Source organism: Buchnera aphidicola (Aphis craccivora), from assembly GCF_005082145.1.
Taxonomy (GTDB): Bacteria; Pseudomonadota; Gammaproteobacteria; order Enterobacterales; family Enterobacteriaceae; genus Buchnera; species Buchnera aphidicola_U.
Genome location: NZ_CP034897.1, coordinates 261,403 through 279,079, shown reverse-complemented (window position 1 = coordinate 279,079; position 17,677 = coordinate 261,403). Strand labels below are relative to the sequence as shown.

Here is a 17,677-nt window from a genome sequence, read left to right as displayed (position 1 = left end):
TATTTTTAATTTATATTAGTTTTTTTTAATATTCTTAGTTTTTCTTTTTTCCATGTGTTTTGTTTATTTTCTTCTCTTTTATCTATTTTATTTTTACCTTTTGCTAATCCAAAACTTAATTTACACCAAGATTTTTTCCATAACAAAGAAAGTGCAATTAAAGTATATCCTAATTGATTTTTTTTTAAAGATAAATAATTTATTTCATTTTTATGTAAAAGTAATTTTCTTTTTCTTGTTGAATCACAAGAAAAATGATTTGAAGTAGTTTTTAAAGGTTGAATAATAGAATTACAAAGATACATCTCATTAGAATGATTATTATTTGGATAATTACTAATATAACTTTCGGAAATATTTATTTTACCTAATCTAATAGATTTAATTTCCCATCCCTTTAATACTAATCCCGATTGAAAAATTTCTTCTATAAAATAATTATAATATGCTTTTTTATTTGTACAAATTATAGATAATTTTAAATTATTTTTTTTTTTATTTAACATAATAAGATATAACCCAAAAATTTGTTTAAATATTTTTTAATAAATTATAGATTGATTTTTTAAGAAAATTTTGTTAATACACTTTTATGAATAATATAAAATTTAAATTTTCATGGAAATAATTCAAGTAACAGTAATTTATGCTTTATCAGAAGTACAATATATTAAAAAAGTTCGCATTAAATCCAACTCTACTGTAAAAGATGCTATATTAGCATCAAATTTAATTAGTATAGAAAAAAATATTCAATTTTATAAAAATAATGTAGGAATCTATAATAAATTAGTTCATTTAAATAGAAAAATAAAAAATGGAGATCGTATTGAAATTTATAGAAATTTAATAATAGACCCAAAAGAAAGAAGAAGAAATAAGTATCAATCCTTAAAGAAATCGTTAAAAATTTAAACAAAAATCTAGATTAAATAAATAATATATAATTTCAAAATTATTACTAAATTTAAAAAAATAATATTTTAATTTTATAATATTCTAGGAATAATTAACTTTATTTGTTGATACAACAACCATTGCGGGACGTAATAAACGAGAATGATAAGTATAACCAGATTGCATAACTTCAAGTACTCGATTAGATTCAATCTCATTGTTATATCTAATAGATATTGCTTGATGAATATTAGGATCAAATATAACTTTTACATCATTTATTTTAGATACTTTAAATGCATTCAGCATAGTTTTTATCAAGGATAAAACATATTCAATGTTTTTTAAAATTTTAATATATACTTTTTCTTTTTTTTGTTGCATTAAATTAAAAGCACGTTCGATATTATCTATAATTGGAAGAAATTCAATAATTAATTTTTCTATAGAAAACTGTTGATATTTCTCAACTTCGCTATTTAACCGGTTTTGTATTTTAAAAATTTCTTTATTTTGATTTAAAATTGTTTCTTTTATTTTTTCTTCAGATATTTCTAATTCTTTTTTAAAATTATTAATTAAATCGATATTTTCATCTACTGTATTTTTTTCATTTATTGGTTTTATTTTATTTATCATAACAAATATCCTTTTTCATATATTTTGACAAATATACTTAATAATTATTTTCATGAAAAATTTAAAATATTTTAATTGTTTTTAAAAAGAGGGGGAATATAAGATATTGACATATCCCAAGGTTGTTCGATCCATATATTTTGATCAACATCAATAATATAATCATCTACTAATAATTTACCCATTGGTTTTGCAAAAATAGTTACAAAATATGCTTGCGGGTATAATGTTCGAATGATATTTGCAGTTCCACCTGTGTCAACAAGATCATCTACTACAATTATTTTTTCACTATTAATTTTCGTTTTTTTTATAATTTTTCTATTTTTTTGCAGACAATCATAATTGTAACTTGCAATACATATTGTATCAACATAGCGAATACCTAATTCTCTTGCTAATAAAGAAGCAGGAACTAAACCACCTCTACTAACAGCAATGATTGCGTTCCAGGAATTGATTTTAAGTAATCGTTTAGCTAGTTTTCTAGTATAAATTTGAAGCATATCCCAAGTGACAATATATTTCTCACTCATAAAAAAATTCCAAAACTATAAAATAGTATTTATTAGAAAGTGGAAATAATTTGTAGTTATTTAGGATTTTAAACTATTGAAATAAAACTATTAATTATTTTTTTTCATTTCTTTTTCAATAATTAAGATTAATATATGAATAATTTTTATATGCATTTCTTGTATTCGATCTGAATAACCACAATATGGTATACAAATTTCGATATCAGATAATTTTTTAATTTTTCCTCCATCGTTTCCTGTTAAAACGATTATTTTCATTTCTTTTTTACGTGCAGATTTTATTGCATTAATAATATTATTAGAATTACCTGAAGTAGAAATTGCTAATAATATATCACTGGAGTTTCCTATACTTTCAATATAACGTGAAAAAATATAATCATATCCAAAGTCATTTCCTATCGCTGAAATATGCCCAACATCAGAAATAGGTATTGCTGGATATCCAGGTCTTTTTTTTCTGTAAAGACCAGTAAGCTCTTCTGCAAAATGAACAGCATCGCAATTTGATCCTCCATTTCCACAGGAAATTACTTTTTTTTTATTTTTAAATGCTTCTGAAATTAAAATAGCAGCTTTTTCAATACTTTTTATTTGATTTTTGTTTTCTAAAAATTCTTTTAAAATATTTAAGGCTATATTTAATTCAGAACAAATAGTTTTTTTATACATCGTTATGACTTAAATTTGAAAAAAGTAAAAATTTTTTTAAAATATATTATTTTTCGGTGCGGACGGGACTCGAACCCGTGACCCCCGGCGTGACAGGCCAGTATTCTAACCAGCTGAACTACCGCACCTTTTTTTTACTTCTATTATTGTACATATTTTAAAAAAATCAGTCAATCATCTTTTTATAGTTATGGGTAATTTAATATTTATAAATTAATTTTTTATTTTTTATATAGTTAACATATTTTTCATGAAGTTTTAATTCTTGATTATTTGCTTTCAGTATTTTTAAAGATTTTTTTTTATTTATAATTAATTTACCACAAGATTCTAAACTTTTCGTATTTTCAATGTTATTATAAAATGACATAGATTCTTGACCACTAGTCATTAAAAGATATAATTTACCTAATAAAAAAGCATCTAAAAGAGCGCCATGTAAAACTCTATGAGAATTTTTTATTTTATATCGATTACAAAGCGCATCTAACGTATTTTTTTTACCAGGAAATAATTTTCTTGAAATTTTTAAAGTATCAATAATACAACAAAAATTTGATATATCTATTATTTTATTTTTTAATAAAGAAAATTCTTGATTTATAAATCCTACATCAAATGGTGCGTTATGAATAACCAATTTAGAATCTTGAATATATTGAAAAAATTTTTTAGCTATATTTTTAAACAACGGTTTATCTGATAAAAAATCATTAGTAATACCATGTACTTTTAAAGCATTTGAATCTATTAATCTATTAGGTTGAATATATACATGAAAATTGTTGCCTGTAAAACGACGATTAATAATTTCAACAGCTCCAATTTCAATAATTCTATGATTAATAAAAGGTTTTCCAAAATTATTCATACCAGTAGTTTCAGTATCTAATACAATTATTCTTTTTTTATTATTTATCATTGTTAATTTAACTAGTCTTTTGGAATATTGAATATAATGTCAAAATTAGTCAAAATCTTTACAGATGGTTCTTGTTTAGGAAATCCAGGATCTGGTGGATATGCAACTATATTACGTTATGAAATAAAAGAAAAAATATTAACTTCAGGTTTTTTTTTAACTACTAATAACAGAATGGAACTCATGGGTGTAATCGCAGGATTAGAAATTTTAAAACAATCTTGTACTGTAGAAATTTTTACGGATAGTCAATATGTAAAACTAGGAGTAACAAAATGGATATATCAGTGGAATAAAAAAAAATGGAAAACAACTAATAAAAAATTAGTAAAAAATATAGATTTATGGTTACGTATTAATAATTTATTAAAAAAACATTTTATTACATGGTTTTGGATAAAAGCACATGCTGGTCATATAGAGAATGAACGATGTGATCAAATTGCACGAAAATCTGCAAATAATCCAACAATTCAAGATCAATTTTATGAAAATATTTTCTATAATAAATTAATGGAGAAATTATGATTTTAACAAATATATTTGCATTAAAAGATAATTACATTTGGATTCTGTATAATAAAAGTAATTCTTGTATAATTATTGATCCGGGTATATCAAATCTTGTAATAAAAAAAATTAGTGAAAAAAAATTAAATCCTAAAGCGATTTTAATAACTCACTATCATAAAGATCATATAGATGGGGTAAATGAAATTTTAAAAAAGTATCCTAAAATTACTGTTTTTGGCCCTAAAAATACAAAAAATTATAATATTCATAAAATTGTTAAAGGAGGGGATAAAATACATTTATTAGCAAATGATATTGATGTTATTTCTACCCCAGGTCATACATTAAATCATATTTCATATTACTTAAAACCATATTTATTTTGCGGAGATACTATTTTTTCAGCTGGGTGTGGTCGAGTTTTTAAAAATAATTATTTAAATATGTATCATTCTATACAATTAATCAGATTATTTCCGGGTAATACTATTTTATGTTGTTCTCATGAATATACGTTATCTAATTTAATTTTTTCTATGAATTTATTACCAAAAGACCATAATATTAAGCGTTATTACAAGAAAGTTCAAAAAAAAATTTTTTTAAAAAAAAACATTTTTCCATTCTATCTCTATAATGAGAGAAAAATTAATATATTTTTAAGAACAGATGATTTTTATTTGAAAAAATGGATTGGTTTTAAAAAAAATAAAGATTCTTTTGAGATATTTTGTTATTTAAGAAAAAGTAAGGATCTTTTTGGAGCTAAGCGGGATTGAACCGCTGACCTCCTGCGTGCAAGGCAGGCGCTCTCCCAGCTGAGCTATAGCCCCATATTAATATATGGTCTATAATATTAGCTTATTAAAATGGTAGGCCTGAGTGGAGTTGAACCACCGACCTCACCCTTATCAGGGGTGCGCTCTTACCATCTGAGCTACAAGCCTTTCTAAGAAAGTTTTATTAGATAATTTGTGTGGGCACTTCAAAAAAAGTATATATTTTTAAGGAGGTGATCCAACCGCAGGTTCCCCTACGGTTACCTTGTTACGACTTCACCCCAGTCATGAATCACAAAGTGGTAGACGCCTTCCGTTTAAGGTTAGGATATCTGCTTCTTTTGCAACCCACTCCCATGGTGTGACGGGCGGTGTGTACAAGGCCCGGGAACGTATTCACCGTGGCATTCTGATCCACGATTACTAGCGATTCCGACTTCGTGGAGTCGAGTTGCAGACTCCAGTCCGGACTACGATTTACTTTATGAGGTTTGCTTGTCTTTGCAGATTTGCTTCTCTTTGTATAAACCATTGTAGCACGTGTGTAGCCCTGGTCGTAAGGGCCATGATGACTTGACGTCGTCCCCACCTTCCTCCGGTTTATAACCGGCAGTCTCCTCTGAGTTCCCGGCCGAACCGATGGCAACAGGGGATAAGGGTTGCGCTCGTTGCGGGACTTAACCCAACATTTCACAACACGAGCTGACGACAGCCATGCAGCACCTGTCTCACAGTTCCCGAAGGCACTTTCTTATTTCTAAGAAATTCTGTGGATGTCAAGACCAGGTAAGGTTCTTCGCGTTGCATCGAATTAAACCACATGCTCCACCGCTTGTGCGGGCCCCCGTCAATTCATTTGAGTTTTAGCCTTGCGGCCGTACTCCCCAGGCGGTCGACTTAATGCGTTAGCTTCGGAAGTCACTTCTCTTGGAAACAACCTCCAAGTCGACATCGTTTACGGCATGGACTACCAGGGTATCTAATCCTGTTTGCTCCCCACGCTTTCGCACCTCAGTGTCAGTATTCGTTTAGGAGGCCGCTTTCGCCACGGGTATTCCTCCAGATATCTACGCATTTCACCGCTACACCTAGAATTCTACCTCCCTCTACGATACTCTAGTATTTCAGTTTCAAATGCAGTTCCTAGGTTAAGCCCAGGGATTTCACATCTGACTTAAAAAACCACCTACGTGCTCTTTACGCCCAGTAATTCTGATTAACGCTAGCACCCTCCGTATTACCGCGGCTGCTGGCACGGAGTTAGCCGGTGCTTCTTCTTCGGGTAACGTCAAGAAATAAAATTATTAGTTTTATTTTTTTCTTCCCCGCTGAAAGTACTTTACAACCCTAAGGCCTTCTTCATACACGCGGCATAGCTGCATCAGGCTTTCGCCCATTGTGCAATATTCCCCACTGCTGCCTCCCGTAGGAGTCTGGACCGTGTCTCAGTTCCAGTGTGGCTGGTTATCCTCTCAGACCAGCTAGAGATCGTAGCCTTGGTAAGCCTTTACCTTACCAACAAGCTAATCTCGTCTGGGCTCATCCAAAAGCATGAGGCCTATTATGGTCCCCCACTTTGGTTTTTCAACTTTATGCGGTATTAGCTACCATTTCTAGTAGTTATCCCCCTCTTTTGGGTAGATTCCCAGATATTACTCACCCGTTTGCCGCTCGCCGACAAGAAAGCAAGCTTTCTTTCGATGCCGCTCGACTTGCATGTGTTAGGCTTGCCGCCAGCGTTCAATCTGAGCCATGATCAAACTCTTCAATTTTTAAAAACATCTCTTAAATAAATTTAAGAGATTTAAAACTAAATAAGTTTATTTGTACTTAATTTTCTGTGCCCACACAGATTATCTAATATTTTTTTAAAGAGCGTTTTGTTTATTTGAAGATTTAAGTAAGAGATTACATTTTTTTTTATATCTTGTCAACCTTTTAATTGAATTAATTATAACTTTAATTATTAAAATATTCTAAATAAAATTTATTTAAAAATTTATCATTTATATATAATTTTAAACATTTTAAAATCATCTAAAAATTAATACTTCATTAAAAATATATTATAATATACGATAAAATAAATTTATTGATTAATAAAAGATTTAAATGATTTAAAATAATTTTATTAAATTGTTAATATAACAAGTAAAATAATAAGTCAAACAAACAATAAGGTTGTAAATGAATATAAAATATATAATAAAAAAAAATATTGAACAAGCTTTAATTAATATTGGTTTGGAGAAATATTATGAGCCATTAATTGTTTCTAGTAAAAAAATAAAATTCGGAAATTATCAGGTTGATAACTTAATAAAAATAGCTAATAAAAACCAAATAGAACCATATGAATTATATAAAAAAATAATTTTTATTATTAAAACAAAAAATATATACCAAAAAATAACATTTTCTTACCCTGGTTTTATAAATATTTTTATTAGTAAAAAATGGTTATCAAAAAAACTAGAAGAGTTGTTTATTTCGCCTCGTTTAGGTATAAAATATGTTTCTCCTAAGCAAACAATAGTAGTCGATTATTCTTCTCCGAATATAGCTAAAGAAATGCATATAGGACATTTAAGATCAACAATTATAGGAGATGTTACAGCAAGAACTTTAGAATTTTTAGGATATAATGTAATTAGAGCTAATCATATTGGGGATTGGGGTACTCAATTTGGAATGTTAATTGCATATTTAAAATATAAAAAATTAGAAAAAAAATTAAAAGAAAATCTTATTTCTCTAAAAGAAATTGAAGAATTTTATTGTAAATCAAAAGAAAAATGTGATTTAGATAAAGATTTTGAACGTGAATCAAGAAAATATGTAGTTAAATTACAAAATGGTGATGATCATTGTCATTATATTTGGAAAAAATTAGTTTCGATCACAATGAAGTATAATTATAATATATATAAAAAACTTAATGTAACATTAAATAAAGAACATACTATGGGAGAAAGTTTATATAGTAAAATGCTCCCAGAAATTGTTAAAGATCTTAAAGAAAAAAAAATAGCTATAGAAAAAAATGGAACTACTATTATTTTTCTAGATGAATTTAAAAATAGATTTGGACAGCATATGGGAGTAGTTATTCAAAAAAAAGATAAAGCTTTTTTATATGCAACAACTGACATTGCTTGTTTAAAATATAGGTACGAAAAATTAAACGCTGATCGCATAATATATTATACTGATTCTCGTCAAAAACAACATTTACTACAAATATGGGCTATTTCTAAAAAGGCTAATTATATACCTCAAAATTTATTATTAGAACATCATACATTTGGAATGATGTTATATAAAAATAAACGTCCTTTTAAAACTCGCGATGGAAATACTATTAAACTTATCGAACTACTTGAAGAAGCAATTAACAGAGCTAAAATTTTAATCAAACAAAAAAAACCTAATTTAAATAAAAAAAAACTTATTAAGTTGGCAAATATTATAGGTATAAGTGCAGTAAAATATGCTGATTTATCTAAAAATAGAAATACTAATTATATATTTGATTGGGATACCATGTTAAGTTTTGAAGGAAACACATCTCCGTATATACAATACGCTTATACAAGAATTATGTCTATAATAAAAAAATCTAAAATTCCAATAAACAAAATTTCAGAAAAAATTGATTTAACTGAAGAAACTGAAGTTAAATTGGCAATTAAACTATTAGAATTTGAAGAAATTATTTTAATTATAGAGAAAAAAGGAACTCCACATATTATGTGTAACTATCTTTATCAATTAGCAACGCATTTTTCTACTTTTTATGAAAATTGTTCAATCTTGTTTTCTAAAAAAATTAAAACTTGCAAAAGTAGATTAAAACTATCTTTTTTAACAGCAAAAACATTAAAAAAAGGACTTAATATTTTAGGAATAAAAATATTAAAAAAAATGTAAAATAGAATTTTCGCTAAAATATCAGTACGGTGGGCAATAATGCAGTACTAATAAAAACGTACTACTTAAAACCGCACCAATCTGTATTTTTAAAAAATTATCAATTTCCAACAATATTAGTAACTTTTATATTATTTGCTTCAGTTATTTCAAGTTGAGATAAAACAGTTAATTCTGTAAAATGCACACGCAAAAATTTAGATAAAAATAGTCGTAAAGTATGAGGTACTAATAAAACAATAGGAGCACTTATTGCATTTTGTTTTTCAATTGCTTCTTTTGTTTTAAATAATAACACTTCAGACAATCCTGGTTCTATATTGATAGTTTCTCCTTTTAAACTATCTAATAACAACTTTTCTAAACTTGACTCTAAAATCATAACTTCAATAATATTTTTTTTATGAAATAATTTTTGAAGTATAAGTTTACTTAAAGAAATACGAACAATACTAGTTAATTCATTTGAATCTTTTTGATTAATAGCATGTTCTGATAATGTTTCTAAAATAGTTCGCATATCTCGTATTGGAACTTTTTCTAAAAGTAAATTTTTTAAAATTTTATGTAAAGTTGTTAAATCAATTATATTAGGTATTAAATCTTCAGTTATCTTAGGTATTTCTGAATTAACGCGATCTAATAACTGTTGAGTTTCATAACGACCAAATAACTCATTAATATTCTGAGAAATTAAAAAGTTTAAATGTGTTGCAATAACAGAACTTGAATCAACAACAGAATATCCTTTTTGTTCTGCTTCTTTTTTAAATGATTGATCAATCCAATAACCAGATAAACCAAAAGTAGGTTCACTGATTTTCTTGAAAGGTAATGATTCTATTTCTTGACCAGTGGCGATCGCTATTAATTTTCCATGAAAACATTTTCCATTTCCTACTTCTATACCTTTAATAAAAATACGATATGAATTTTTAATTAAATTGATATTATTTTTAATATGTACTAAAGGAGGAAGAAATCCAATTTCTTTTGCAATTTTTTTCCGAACAATTCTAATTTTTTCTAATAAATCACCATTTTTTTTAACATCTAATATAGGAATCAAATTTGAGCTTATTTCTATTCTTATAGGATCTTCTAATTCAACGTCATTCCAAGAAGCTTCAGAGGTTGAGTTTAACACAGGTTTATATTGCTCTTTAGAAATTGATGAAATACTATTTTTAAAGATATGCTTTTTTTGATTTAACCACCAAGAAAGAGCAAATAACAAAATTGTAAATACTAAAAATATTATATTTGGCATTCCAGGAACTAAACCAAGTACACCTAAAACTACTGCACTCAACAGAATTACTTGAGAATTGCAAAATAACTGACTAATCATTTGCTCACCAACATTTTGATTAGTACTAACTCTCGTAACAATTACGCCAGCCGCGGTCGAAATTACTAAAGCTGGTATTTGAGCAACTAAACCATCCCCTATAGTTAATAATGTGTAAACTTCTGCTGCTTTAGTTAATAGCATATTATGTTGAAATACGCCAATAATCAACCCACCACATATATTAAGAATCATAATTAAAATACCAGCAATTGCATCTCCTCGTACAAATTTGCTTGCTCCATCCATAGAACCATAAAAATCAGCTTCTTGTGTAATTTGAAATCGACGTTTTCTAGCTTCTGATTCTCCAATTAAACCTGCATTTAAATCAGCATCAATTGCCATTTGTTTACCAGGCATTGCATCTAAAATAAATCTTGCCCCAACTTCTGCAATTCTTCCTGCTCCCTTTGTTATTACCATAAAATTAATAATAACTAAAATAATAAATACAACTATGCCAATCGCAAAATTCCCACCTACTAAAAAATGACCAAATGATTCAATTACTCTTCCTGCGGAATAAGTTCCTGTATGACCATTTAAAAAAATTACACGAGTAGACGCAACATTTAATGCCAATCTTAATAAAGTTGAAAATAATAAAACAGTTGGAAAAGCAGCAAAATCTAAAGTTTTTCTAGTAAACATAGAAACAAGCAAAATTATTATTGATAAAGCAATGTTAAAAGTAAAAAAAACATCTAAAATAAAAGGTGCCAATGGTAAAACCATCATTGATAAAATAATTAAAATGAGTATTGGACCTGCTAATACTTTCCATTGAATATTTTTAAAATTTTTTATAATATGAAAAATAGAAGAAAAATTAAACATTTCTTTTGCTTTCTCCTGTAAAGTTTAATTCTGATGGAACAAATATGTTTTTTGGTTTTTCTGGAAATTTTCCACCTTCTTTTTTCCATTTTCTTACTTTCCAAACCCATGCTAAAATTTCAGCAACAGCTTTGTAAAGAGGACCGGGAATATATTGTCCTATTTCTGAATAACGATATAATGAACGAGCTAATGCAGGAGCAGAAATGATAGGAATATTATTTTTACTTGCAATATTTTGTATTTGAACAGCCATATCACCTATACCTTTTGCTATCACTTTAGGTGCGTTCATTTTTTTTTCATCATATCTTAGAGCTACTGAATAATGTATTGGATTAGTTATAACAACATCAGATTTAGGAACATTTAAAATCATTCTTCTTCGAAAATTTTCTTTCATTTGACGACGAATTCTTATTTTTAAATGCGGATGACCTTCTTGCTCTTTAAATTCATCTTTTATTTGTTGATGAGTCATTTTTAATTTTTTATAATATTGAAATTGCTGCCAAAAAATATCAAAAACTACAATTGGAATTAAACCTATTATTACTAAAATACAACAAAATATAATAGTATTAAATCCATAAGAAAAAGCAGAAAAAATATCTTTAATATTAAAAAATAATATTTCAAAAAAATGTAATGATAAATACCATAAAACTATACTTCCAATCAAAAGCAACTTTAACATGTTTTTAAAGCACTCAAAAAATATTTTTAAAGAAAAAACTCTTTTTAATCCATCTATTAAATTTAATTTTTTCAAATTGAATTTTAATGATTTTAAATTAAATTTAACACCGCTAAAAAAAATAGCAGGTACTATAATTATAAAAAGCAAAGAACCTAAAAATGGAGTAAAAACAATAAAAATTTTTTTTAAAGAAATCAAAATATTTAACAAAATATTTTGTTCATTAATAATGATACTATTATTAAAATGAAAACTATTAGATAAAATTTTACTAAATTCAAGTACAAGTAAATCTCCAAACCACCATAAGTTTAACAATCCAACTATCAAAATTAACAAAGAATTTAATTCTCGAGAATATCTTGTTTTTCCTTTTTTTCGAGATTTTTTAATATGATGTTCAGTTGGTTGTTCAGTTTTTTCTTCATGCGTATCATGATTCATTTTAAATATTTTTAACCATTATAATTGTTTTGTTCAATAAAGAATTAATGAGACATTTATTTAAAAATTTTATTAATACAATCTCATTAATACTAAAAATTAAAGTATTAAAAAAATATCTTATAAAATATTTTATTATATAATAGAATTAGTATTAAAAAATTAAAATACTTTTGATTTTTTAAATAACTTTTTATTTCTATTGAGATTTTAATATATGCGCGCAAGTAAATATTTATTAGCCACTTTAAAAGAAACTCCTCATGATACTAAAATAATTAGTCATCAACTTATGCTTAGAAGCGGAATGATTAGAAAATTATCTTCAGGTTTATATATTTGGTTGCCAACAGGTCTAAAAGTACTAAAAAAAATAAATAATATTATTATAAATGAAATGGAAAAAATAAATGCTTTAGAAATTTCCATGCCTATTATACAACCAGAAAAACTATGGAAAAAAAGTGGACGTTTAAATATATATGGAAAAGAATTGTTACAGTTTTTTGATCGACGTAATCAAAAATTTATATTAGGCCCAACTAATGAAGAAGTTATAACTTATTTGATTAACAATGAAATCCGTTCATATCAAGAATTGCCGTTAATTGTATATCAAATTCAAACTAAATTTAGAGATGAAATACGTCCGCGATTTGGAATAATTAGAACTCGTGAATTTACTATGAAAGACGCTTATTCGTTTCATATTAATAAAAACTGTTTAGAAAATACTTATCATAATTTTTATCAAAGTTATATTAATATATTCAATAAAATACAGCTTCAATTTCGAGTAGTTAGTGCTGACTCTGGATCAATGGGTGGAAAAATTTCTCATGAATTTCAAGCTTTATCTGAAAACGGAGAAGATGAAATAGTATTTTCAAAAAATACATCATACTCTTCTAATATTAATACAGCTCAATCAATAGAGTCTATTAATTTTTTTAAAAAGTCTAATAAAAATATCCATAATAAAATTGAAAGTATAAAATCTGTTAAAAGTATTTATGAAATTAAGCATCCTATTCAAAATTTAGTCAAAACTATTTTAGTTCAAACAGAAAACAGTTTAAATTTTACATTTGCCGCTTTATTAATACGAGCAGAACATGAATTAAATTTATTTAAAGTAGAAAAAATTAATATTTTAAAAAAACCATTAAAATTTATCGATGAAAAAGAAATTATGACATTAATAGGAGTTGAAAAAAAATTTTTAGGACCTTTCAACTTAAATGTTCCTATATTTGCTGATGTTTCAGTATACTGTATGAAAAATTTTACTATTGGAGCTAATATTAATGAAAAATTTTTTATTAATGTAAACTGGGATGTAGATATACCAACTCCAACAGTTGTTGATATTAGAAATATTACAAAAAACGATTTAGGACCAGATGGATTAAAATCCTTAGAGATTAAAAAAAGCATTGAAATTGGACATATATTTCAGTTAGAGAAAGAGTATTCCAAAAAAATGAATATGTTAGTAAAAGATAAATTTGGAAAACAAAAAAATTTGTATATGGGATGTTATGGAATTGGAATAACACGAATTATTGCAGCTGTAATTGAGCAAAATTATGATAATAAAGGTATTATTTGGCCAAATTGTATTGCTCCTTTTGAAGTAGCTATTTTACCTATTAATATAAACAACTGTCAAAAAACTAAAACAATTACAGAAGAACTATATAAAAAAATTAAAAATGAAAAAATAGATGTAATTTTAGATGACCGTGAAAAAAGACCAGGTATCATGTTTAATGAAATAGATTTACTCGGTATTCCTCATCAAATTATTATTAGTCCACGTCATATAGATAAAAAAAATATTGAATATCGAGAAAGAAAAAGTAAAAAAAATATACTTATTAATATCAAAGATGTTATTTTTTTTCTAAAAAAAAAGTTAAAACGATAAAATTTTTTAATAAATTTATTTATTTTTGAAAATGTTATTTAACAAAATTTTAATTTTACATTATCTGATCCAACTAAAAATTTTAATTCATTTAAAAATTTATTGTTAACAGTAATATAAAAATTCTTTTTTTGTATTAAACTAAAAGAACACTTGATTGTATCAAAATCAATTAAAATATTTCCTTTATCTTGTTTTTCTAATAATTGATACAACTTTTCTAAAAAAAATTTATCTTTATTTTTCGTGAATATAATAATTAACTTTTTTACATATTTTTCTCTTGCTAATGTTAGATTCATAATATCACATGCTATTATTTTTGAGTTTTTATTTGATTCTATAATACCTTTAACTATTAAAATTTCATTTAATTGAATTAAATGCTCAAATAAATTAAACACTTTTTTAAAAATTACAATTTCTGAGCGACGGGTATAATTGTCTAATATTAATATAGCTATTTTATTATTATTTTTTGTTGTTTTTACTTTAATTGAAACTACAACGCCCAAAGTTATTTTTTCTTTATTAATAAGCTTTAACTCTGAATTTTTTAAATTATTTATATAATATTTTAGTTCTTTTTTATATTGACTAATAGGATGTCCTGTTAAATAAAAACCTAAAACTTGATATTCGTTTTGTAATTGATCTTGTTTGCAATAAGATGATTCAAATAAATGATTTTTTTTTATTATGTTTAATTCATCTTTAAACGAACCAAAAAGACTTGCTTGTCGGTTATTTTTAATTCTCATATGCTCTTTTGAAATTTTAATAGCATTTTCAATTAAATTCAGCAAATAATTTCTATCCTCATTGATAGAATCAAAACTACCTGACATAATTAATTTCTCTAATATTCTACGATTAATTTTATTAGGATCGCAACGTGTACAAAAATCAAATAAATCATAAAAATAACCATTTTTATCTCTTTCTTCAATAATACTTTTTATTGAATTTTCACCTATTCCTTTTATCGCCCCAAGACCATAAATTATATTGTTAAAATTATCAACATAAAATTCATATTTACTTAAATTAATATTAGGAGAAATAATTTTTAATTTCATATTAAATGTTTCGTGTACTAAAACAATAATTTTTTCTATGTTATCTATATCTGAATTCATAGTAGAAGCTATAAATTCCGCAGGATAATATGTCTTTAACCATAATGTTTGATAAGATACTAATGCATAAGCTACAGAATGAGATTTATTAAATCCATATCCTGCAAATTTTTCTAATAAATCAAAAATTTTTATTGCTAATTTCATATTGATACCGTTTTTTTGAGATCCTTCTAAAAAAACTTTTCTTTGTTTGGCCATATCTTTTAAGTTTTTACTACTCATAGCACGTCTTAAAATGTCAGCTTTTCCTAAGGTATAACCTGCTAAAATTTGGGCAATTTTCATTACTTGTTCTTGATATAAAATAATTCCATAAGTTGATTCTAATACCGGTTTTAAAAGTATATGTTGCCATTTGTGATCAGGATACGCAATTTTTTCATATCCATGTTTTCGATTTATAAAATTATCCACCATACCAGATTGTAATGGTCCAGGTCTAAATAGCGCTAAAAGTGCAATAATGTCTTCAAAACAATCTGGTTTTAATCTTTTAATTAAATCTTTCATTCCATGAGATTCTAATTGAAAAATAGCTGTAGTTTTACATGCTTTTAATAAATCAAAACATTTTTGATCATCTAAAGATATAGAGTTAATATTAATTTCTTTTTTGTTCAGCAACAATTTTGAGTTAATCATATCTACTGTACAACTAATTGTTGTCAATGTACGTAAACCAAGAAAGTCAAACTTTAATAAACCAACATACTCAATATCATTTTTATCAAATTGAGTTACTGGATTATTTCCATTTTCATCGCAATATAATGGGCAAAAATCAGTAATTTTAGTAGGAGAAATTACAACACCGCCTGCATGTTTTCCAACATTGCGATTTACTCCTTCTAATTTTTTAGATATATCAATTAATTTTTTTACATCTTCATCATTTTTATAAAGATTATATAATTCTGATTTTTTAGAAAAAGCTTCATTTAGTGTTATCCCTGGATCTAAGGGGACTAATTTAGATAAATTATTAATAAATCCATAAGGATAACCTAAAACTCTTCCTACATCTCTAATTACAGCTTTTGCTGTCATTGTTCCAAAGGTAATAATTTGGGCTACTGCATTTCTACCGTACATATCTGCAACATGTTCGATTACTTTATCTCTTTTTTCCATACAAAAATCAATATCAAAATCAGGCAAAGAAACACGTTCTGGATTTAAAAATCGCTCAAATAACAAATCAAATAACAAAGGATCTATTTCTGTTATATTCAATGCATATGCAACTAAAGAACCTGCACCTGAACCTCGCCCAGGTCCTACTGGAATATTATTATTTTTTGACCATTGTATAAATTCCATAACAATTAAAAAATAACCAGGAAAACCCATTTTATTTATTATATTTAATTCAGTTATTAAACGATTTTTATATTTTAAATATATTTCCTTATCTATTTTAGTATTAGAAAAACGAATTTTTAAACGTCTTTTTAATCCTTTTTTAGCCTTGATAATTAAATAATCTTGCACACTTGTTTGGCCAGTTTCGAATTGAGGTAAAAAATATTTTCCAGAAGATATAAAAACGTTACAACGTTTTGCAATTTCTACACTATTAACTAATGCTTCAGGAATATCAGAGAAAAGATTAGATATTTCTTCTTCACTTTTTAAAAATTGATGTTTACTATAATTATTTTGAATTTTAGAATTTTTTAAGGTTTCTCCTTCATAAATAGCAATTCTAATTTTATGAATTTCAAAATCTTTTTGTTTTAAAAAACAAACGTCATTAGTTGCAACTACTGGAATTCCTTTAGAAAAAGATAAATCTACAGCTAGATGTAAATATTTTTCTTCATTTTTTCTACCTGTTCGTATTAATTCTAAATAATAAGAGGAAGGAAAATATTTTTCATAAAATTTTAAACAAGAAGATATTGATAATGATTGATTACGTAATAAAATTTTTCCAATTTCACCTTGACATCCTCCAGAAAGTAATATTAATCCATTATTCAGTTCTGAAAGCCATTTTTTTTCTATTGTTACAAATTTATTATTAACATATCCTTTTTTATAAGCGCGAGAGATTAATGAAATTAAATTTTTATATCCTTCCTGATTTGAAGCTAATATAGTCAATTCTACTAAATCGTTTTTTATAAATTCTGAAATAAACTTTACTGTTGCACCAATAATTGGTTTTAATCCAAATTTATGTGCAGAATTATAAAATTTTATTACACCATATAAATTACTATAATCTGTAATTGCTAAAGCCATCATTCTTAAAGAAACTGCTTTTTTTACTAAATCTTCTGGTTTTGATAAACCATCAAACATTGAATAGTCACTATGTACATGAAGATGTACAAATTTTGGTAAATTCATTTATCTTCCAAATTTAATATAAAA

General features: G+C 25.8%; 13 protein-coding genes, 3 tRNA genes and 1 rRNA gene. 5 read left to right on the top strand and 12 right to left on the bottom strand.

Annotated elements, in window-relative coordinates; translation table 11 throughout:
* Positions 1-5: 5 nt before the first annotated feature.
* Positions 6-506 (bottom strand): SsrA-binding protein SmpB, encoded by a 501-nt coding sequence (gene smpB / locus D9V60_RS01295; RefSeq protein ID WP_158360553.1) that lies wholly within the window; start codon positions 504-506, stop codon positions 6-8.
* Between the two features lie 112 nt (positions 507-618).
* Here smpB and D9V60_RS01290 point away from each other — a divergent pair, with 112 nt between their 5' ends.
* A complete protein-coding gene (locus D9V60_RS01290) occupies positions 619-915 on the top strand; it encodes an RnfH family protein (protein WP_158360552.1) in 297 nt (98 codons plus the stop codon).
* Between the two features lie 84 nt (positions 916-999).
* Here D9V60_RS01290 and D9V60_RS01285 read toward each other — a convergent pair whose 3' ends face one another.
* The 5 genes from D9V60_RS01285 to dnaQ all read right to left on the bottom strand — a co-directional run bounded on the left by D9V60_RS01285 (position 1,000) and on the right by dnaQ (position 3,669).
* Entirely contained in the window at positions 1,000-1,536 is a 537-nt protein-coding gene (locus D9V60_RS01285) for a nucleotide exchange factor GrpE (RefSeq protein ID WP_158360551.1), read from the bottom strand.
* Between the two features lie 71 nt (positions 1,537-1,607).
* Positions 1,608-2,072: a xanthine phosphoribosyltransferase gene (gene gpt / locus D9V60_RS01280; protein WP_158360550.1), complete on the bottom strand. Its 465-nt coding sequence runs from the start codon at positions 2,070-2,072 to the stop codon at positions 1,608-1,610.
* A gap of 90 nt (positions 2,073-2,162) precedes the next feature.
* Positions 2,163-2,747: a D-sedoheptulose 7-phosphate isomerase gene (gene lpcA, locus D9V60_RS01275; protein ID WP_158360549.1), complete on the bottom strand. Its 585-nt coding sequence runs from the start codon at positions 2,745-2,747 to the stop codon at positions 2,163-2,165.
* 54 nt (positions 2,748-2,801) lie between these two features.
* Positions 2,802-2,875: transfer RNA gene (locus D9V60_RS01270), tRNA-Asp, on the bottom strand.
* Positions 2,876-2,946: 71 nt separating this feature from the next.
* The gene (gene dnaQ, locus D9V60_RS01265) at positions 2,947-3,669 is read right to left on the bottom strand and encodes a DNA polymerase III subunit epsilon (protein WP_158360548.1); all 723 of its coding nucleotides are present in this window, start codon (positions 3,667-3,669) and stop codon (positions 2,947-2,949) included.
* A 36-nt stretch (positions 3,670-3,705) separates the two neighbouring features.
* Here dnaQ and rnhA point away from each other — a divergent pair, with 36 nt between their 5' ends.
* Both rnhA and gloB read left to right on the top strand, forming a co-directional pair.
* Positions 3,706-4,197 carry a ribonuclease HI gene (gene rnhA / locus D9V60_RS01260; RefSeq protein WP_158360547.1) on the top strand — a complete coding sequence of 164 codons (492 nt, stop codon included), beginning with the start codon at positions 3,706-3,708 and terminating at the stop codon, positions 4,195-4,197.
* Positions 4,194-4,961: a hydroxyacylglutathione hydrolase gene (gene gloB, locus D9V60_RS01255; RefSeq protein ID WP_158360546.1), complete on the top strand. Its 768-nt coding sequence runs from the start codon at positions 4,194-4,196 to the stop codon at positions 4,959-4,961. Before rnhA ends, gloB begins: the two co-directional genes overlap by 4 nt.
* Here gloB and D9V60_RS01250 read toward each other — a convergent pair.
* The 3 genes from D9V60_RS01250 to D9V60_RS01240 all read right to left on the bottom strand — a co-directional run bounded on the left by D9V60_RS01250 (position 4,943) and on the right by D9V60_RS01240 (position 6,733).
* Positions 4,943-5,015 (bottom strand) — tRNA-Ala (locus tag D9V60_RS01250). The two genes, gloB and D9V60_RS01250, sit on opposite strands and share 19 nt — an antisense overlap.
* A 37-nt stretch (positions 5,016-5,052) precedes the next feature.
* Positions 5,053-5,129 (bottom strand) — tRNA-Ile (locus D9V60_RS01245).
* A gap of 58 nt (positions 5,130-5,187) precedes the next feature.
* A 16S ribosomal RNA gene (locus tag D9V60_RS01240) occupies positions 5,188-6,733 on the bottom strand.
* A 415-nt stretch (positions 6,734-7,148) separates the two neighbouring features.
* Between D9V60_RS01240 and argS the strand changes: the two genes are divergently transcribed.
* Positions 7,149-8,891 (top strand): arginine--tRNA ligase, encoded by a 1,743-nt coding sequence (gene argS, locus D9V60_RS01235; RefSeq protein WP_158360545.1) that lies wholly within the window; start codon positions 7,149-7,151, stop codon positions 8,889-8,891.
* A gap of 100 nt (positions 8,892-8,991) precedes the next feature.
* Here argS and flhA read toward each other — a convergent pair whose 3' ends face one another.
* The gene (gene flhA, locus D9V60_RS01230; RefSeq protein ID WP_158360544.1) at positions 8,992-11,082 is read right to left on the bottom strand and encodes a flagellar biosynthesis protein FlhA; all 2,091 of its coding nucleotides are present in this window, start codon (positions 11,080-11,082) and stop codon (positions 8,992-8,994) included.
* Complete coding sequence (gene flhB, locus D9V60_RS01225; protein ID WP_158360543.1) at positions 11,075-12,226, bottom strand: flagellar biosynthesis protein FlhB; 1,152 nt, start codon at positions 12,224-12,226, stop codon at positions 11,075-11,077. The genes flhA and flhB overlap by 8 nt, the downstream gene beginning before the upstream one ends.
* Positions 12,227-12,443: 217 nt before the next feature.
* Here flhB and D9V60_RS01220 point away from each other — a divergent pair, with 217 nt between their 5' ends.
* The gene (locus D9V60_RS01220) at positions 12,444-14,156 is read left to right on the top strand and encodes a proline--tRNA ligase (RefSeq protein ID WP_158360542.1); all 1,713 of its coding nucleotides are present in this window, start codon (positions 12,444-12,446) and stop codon (positions 14,154-14,156) included.
* A gap of 38 nt (positions 14,157-14,194) precedes the next feature.
* On the opposite strand, the gene dnaE is transcribed toward D9V60_RS01220, so the two are convergent.
* A complete protein-coding gene (dnaE, locus tag D9V60_RS01215) occupies positions 14,195-17,653 on the bottom strand; it encodes a DNA polymerase III subunit alpha (protein WP_158360541.1) in 3,459 nt (1,152 codons plus the stop codon).
* Positions 17,654-17,677: the final 24 nt, after the last annotated feature.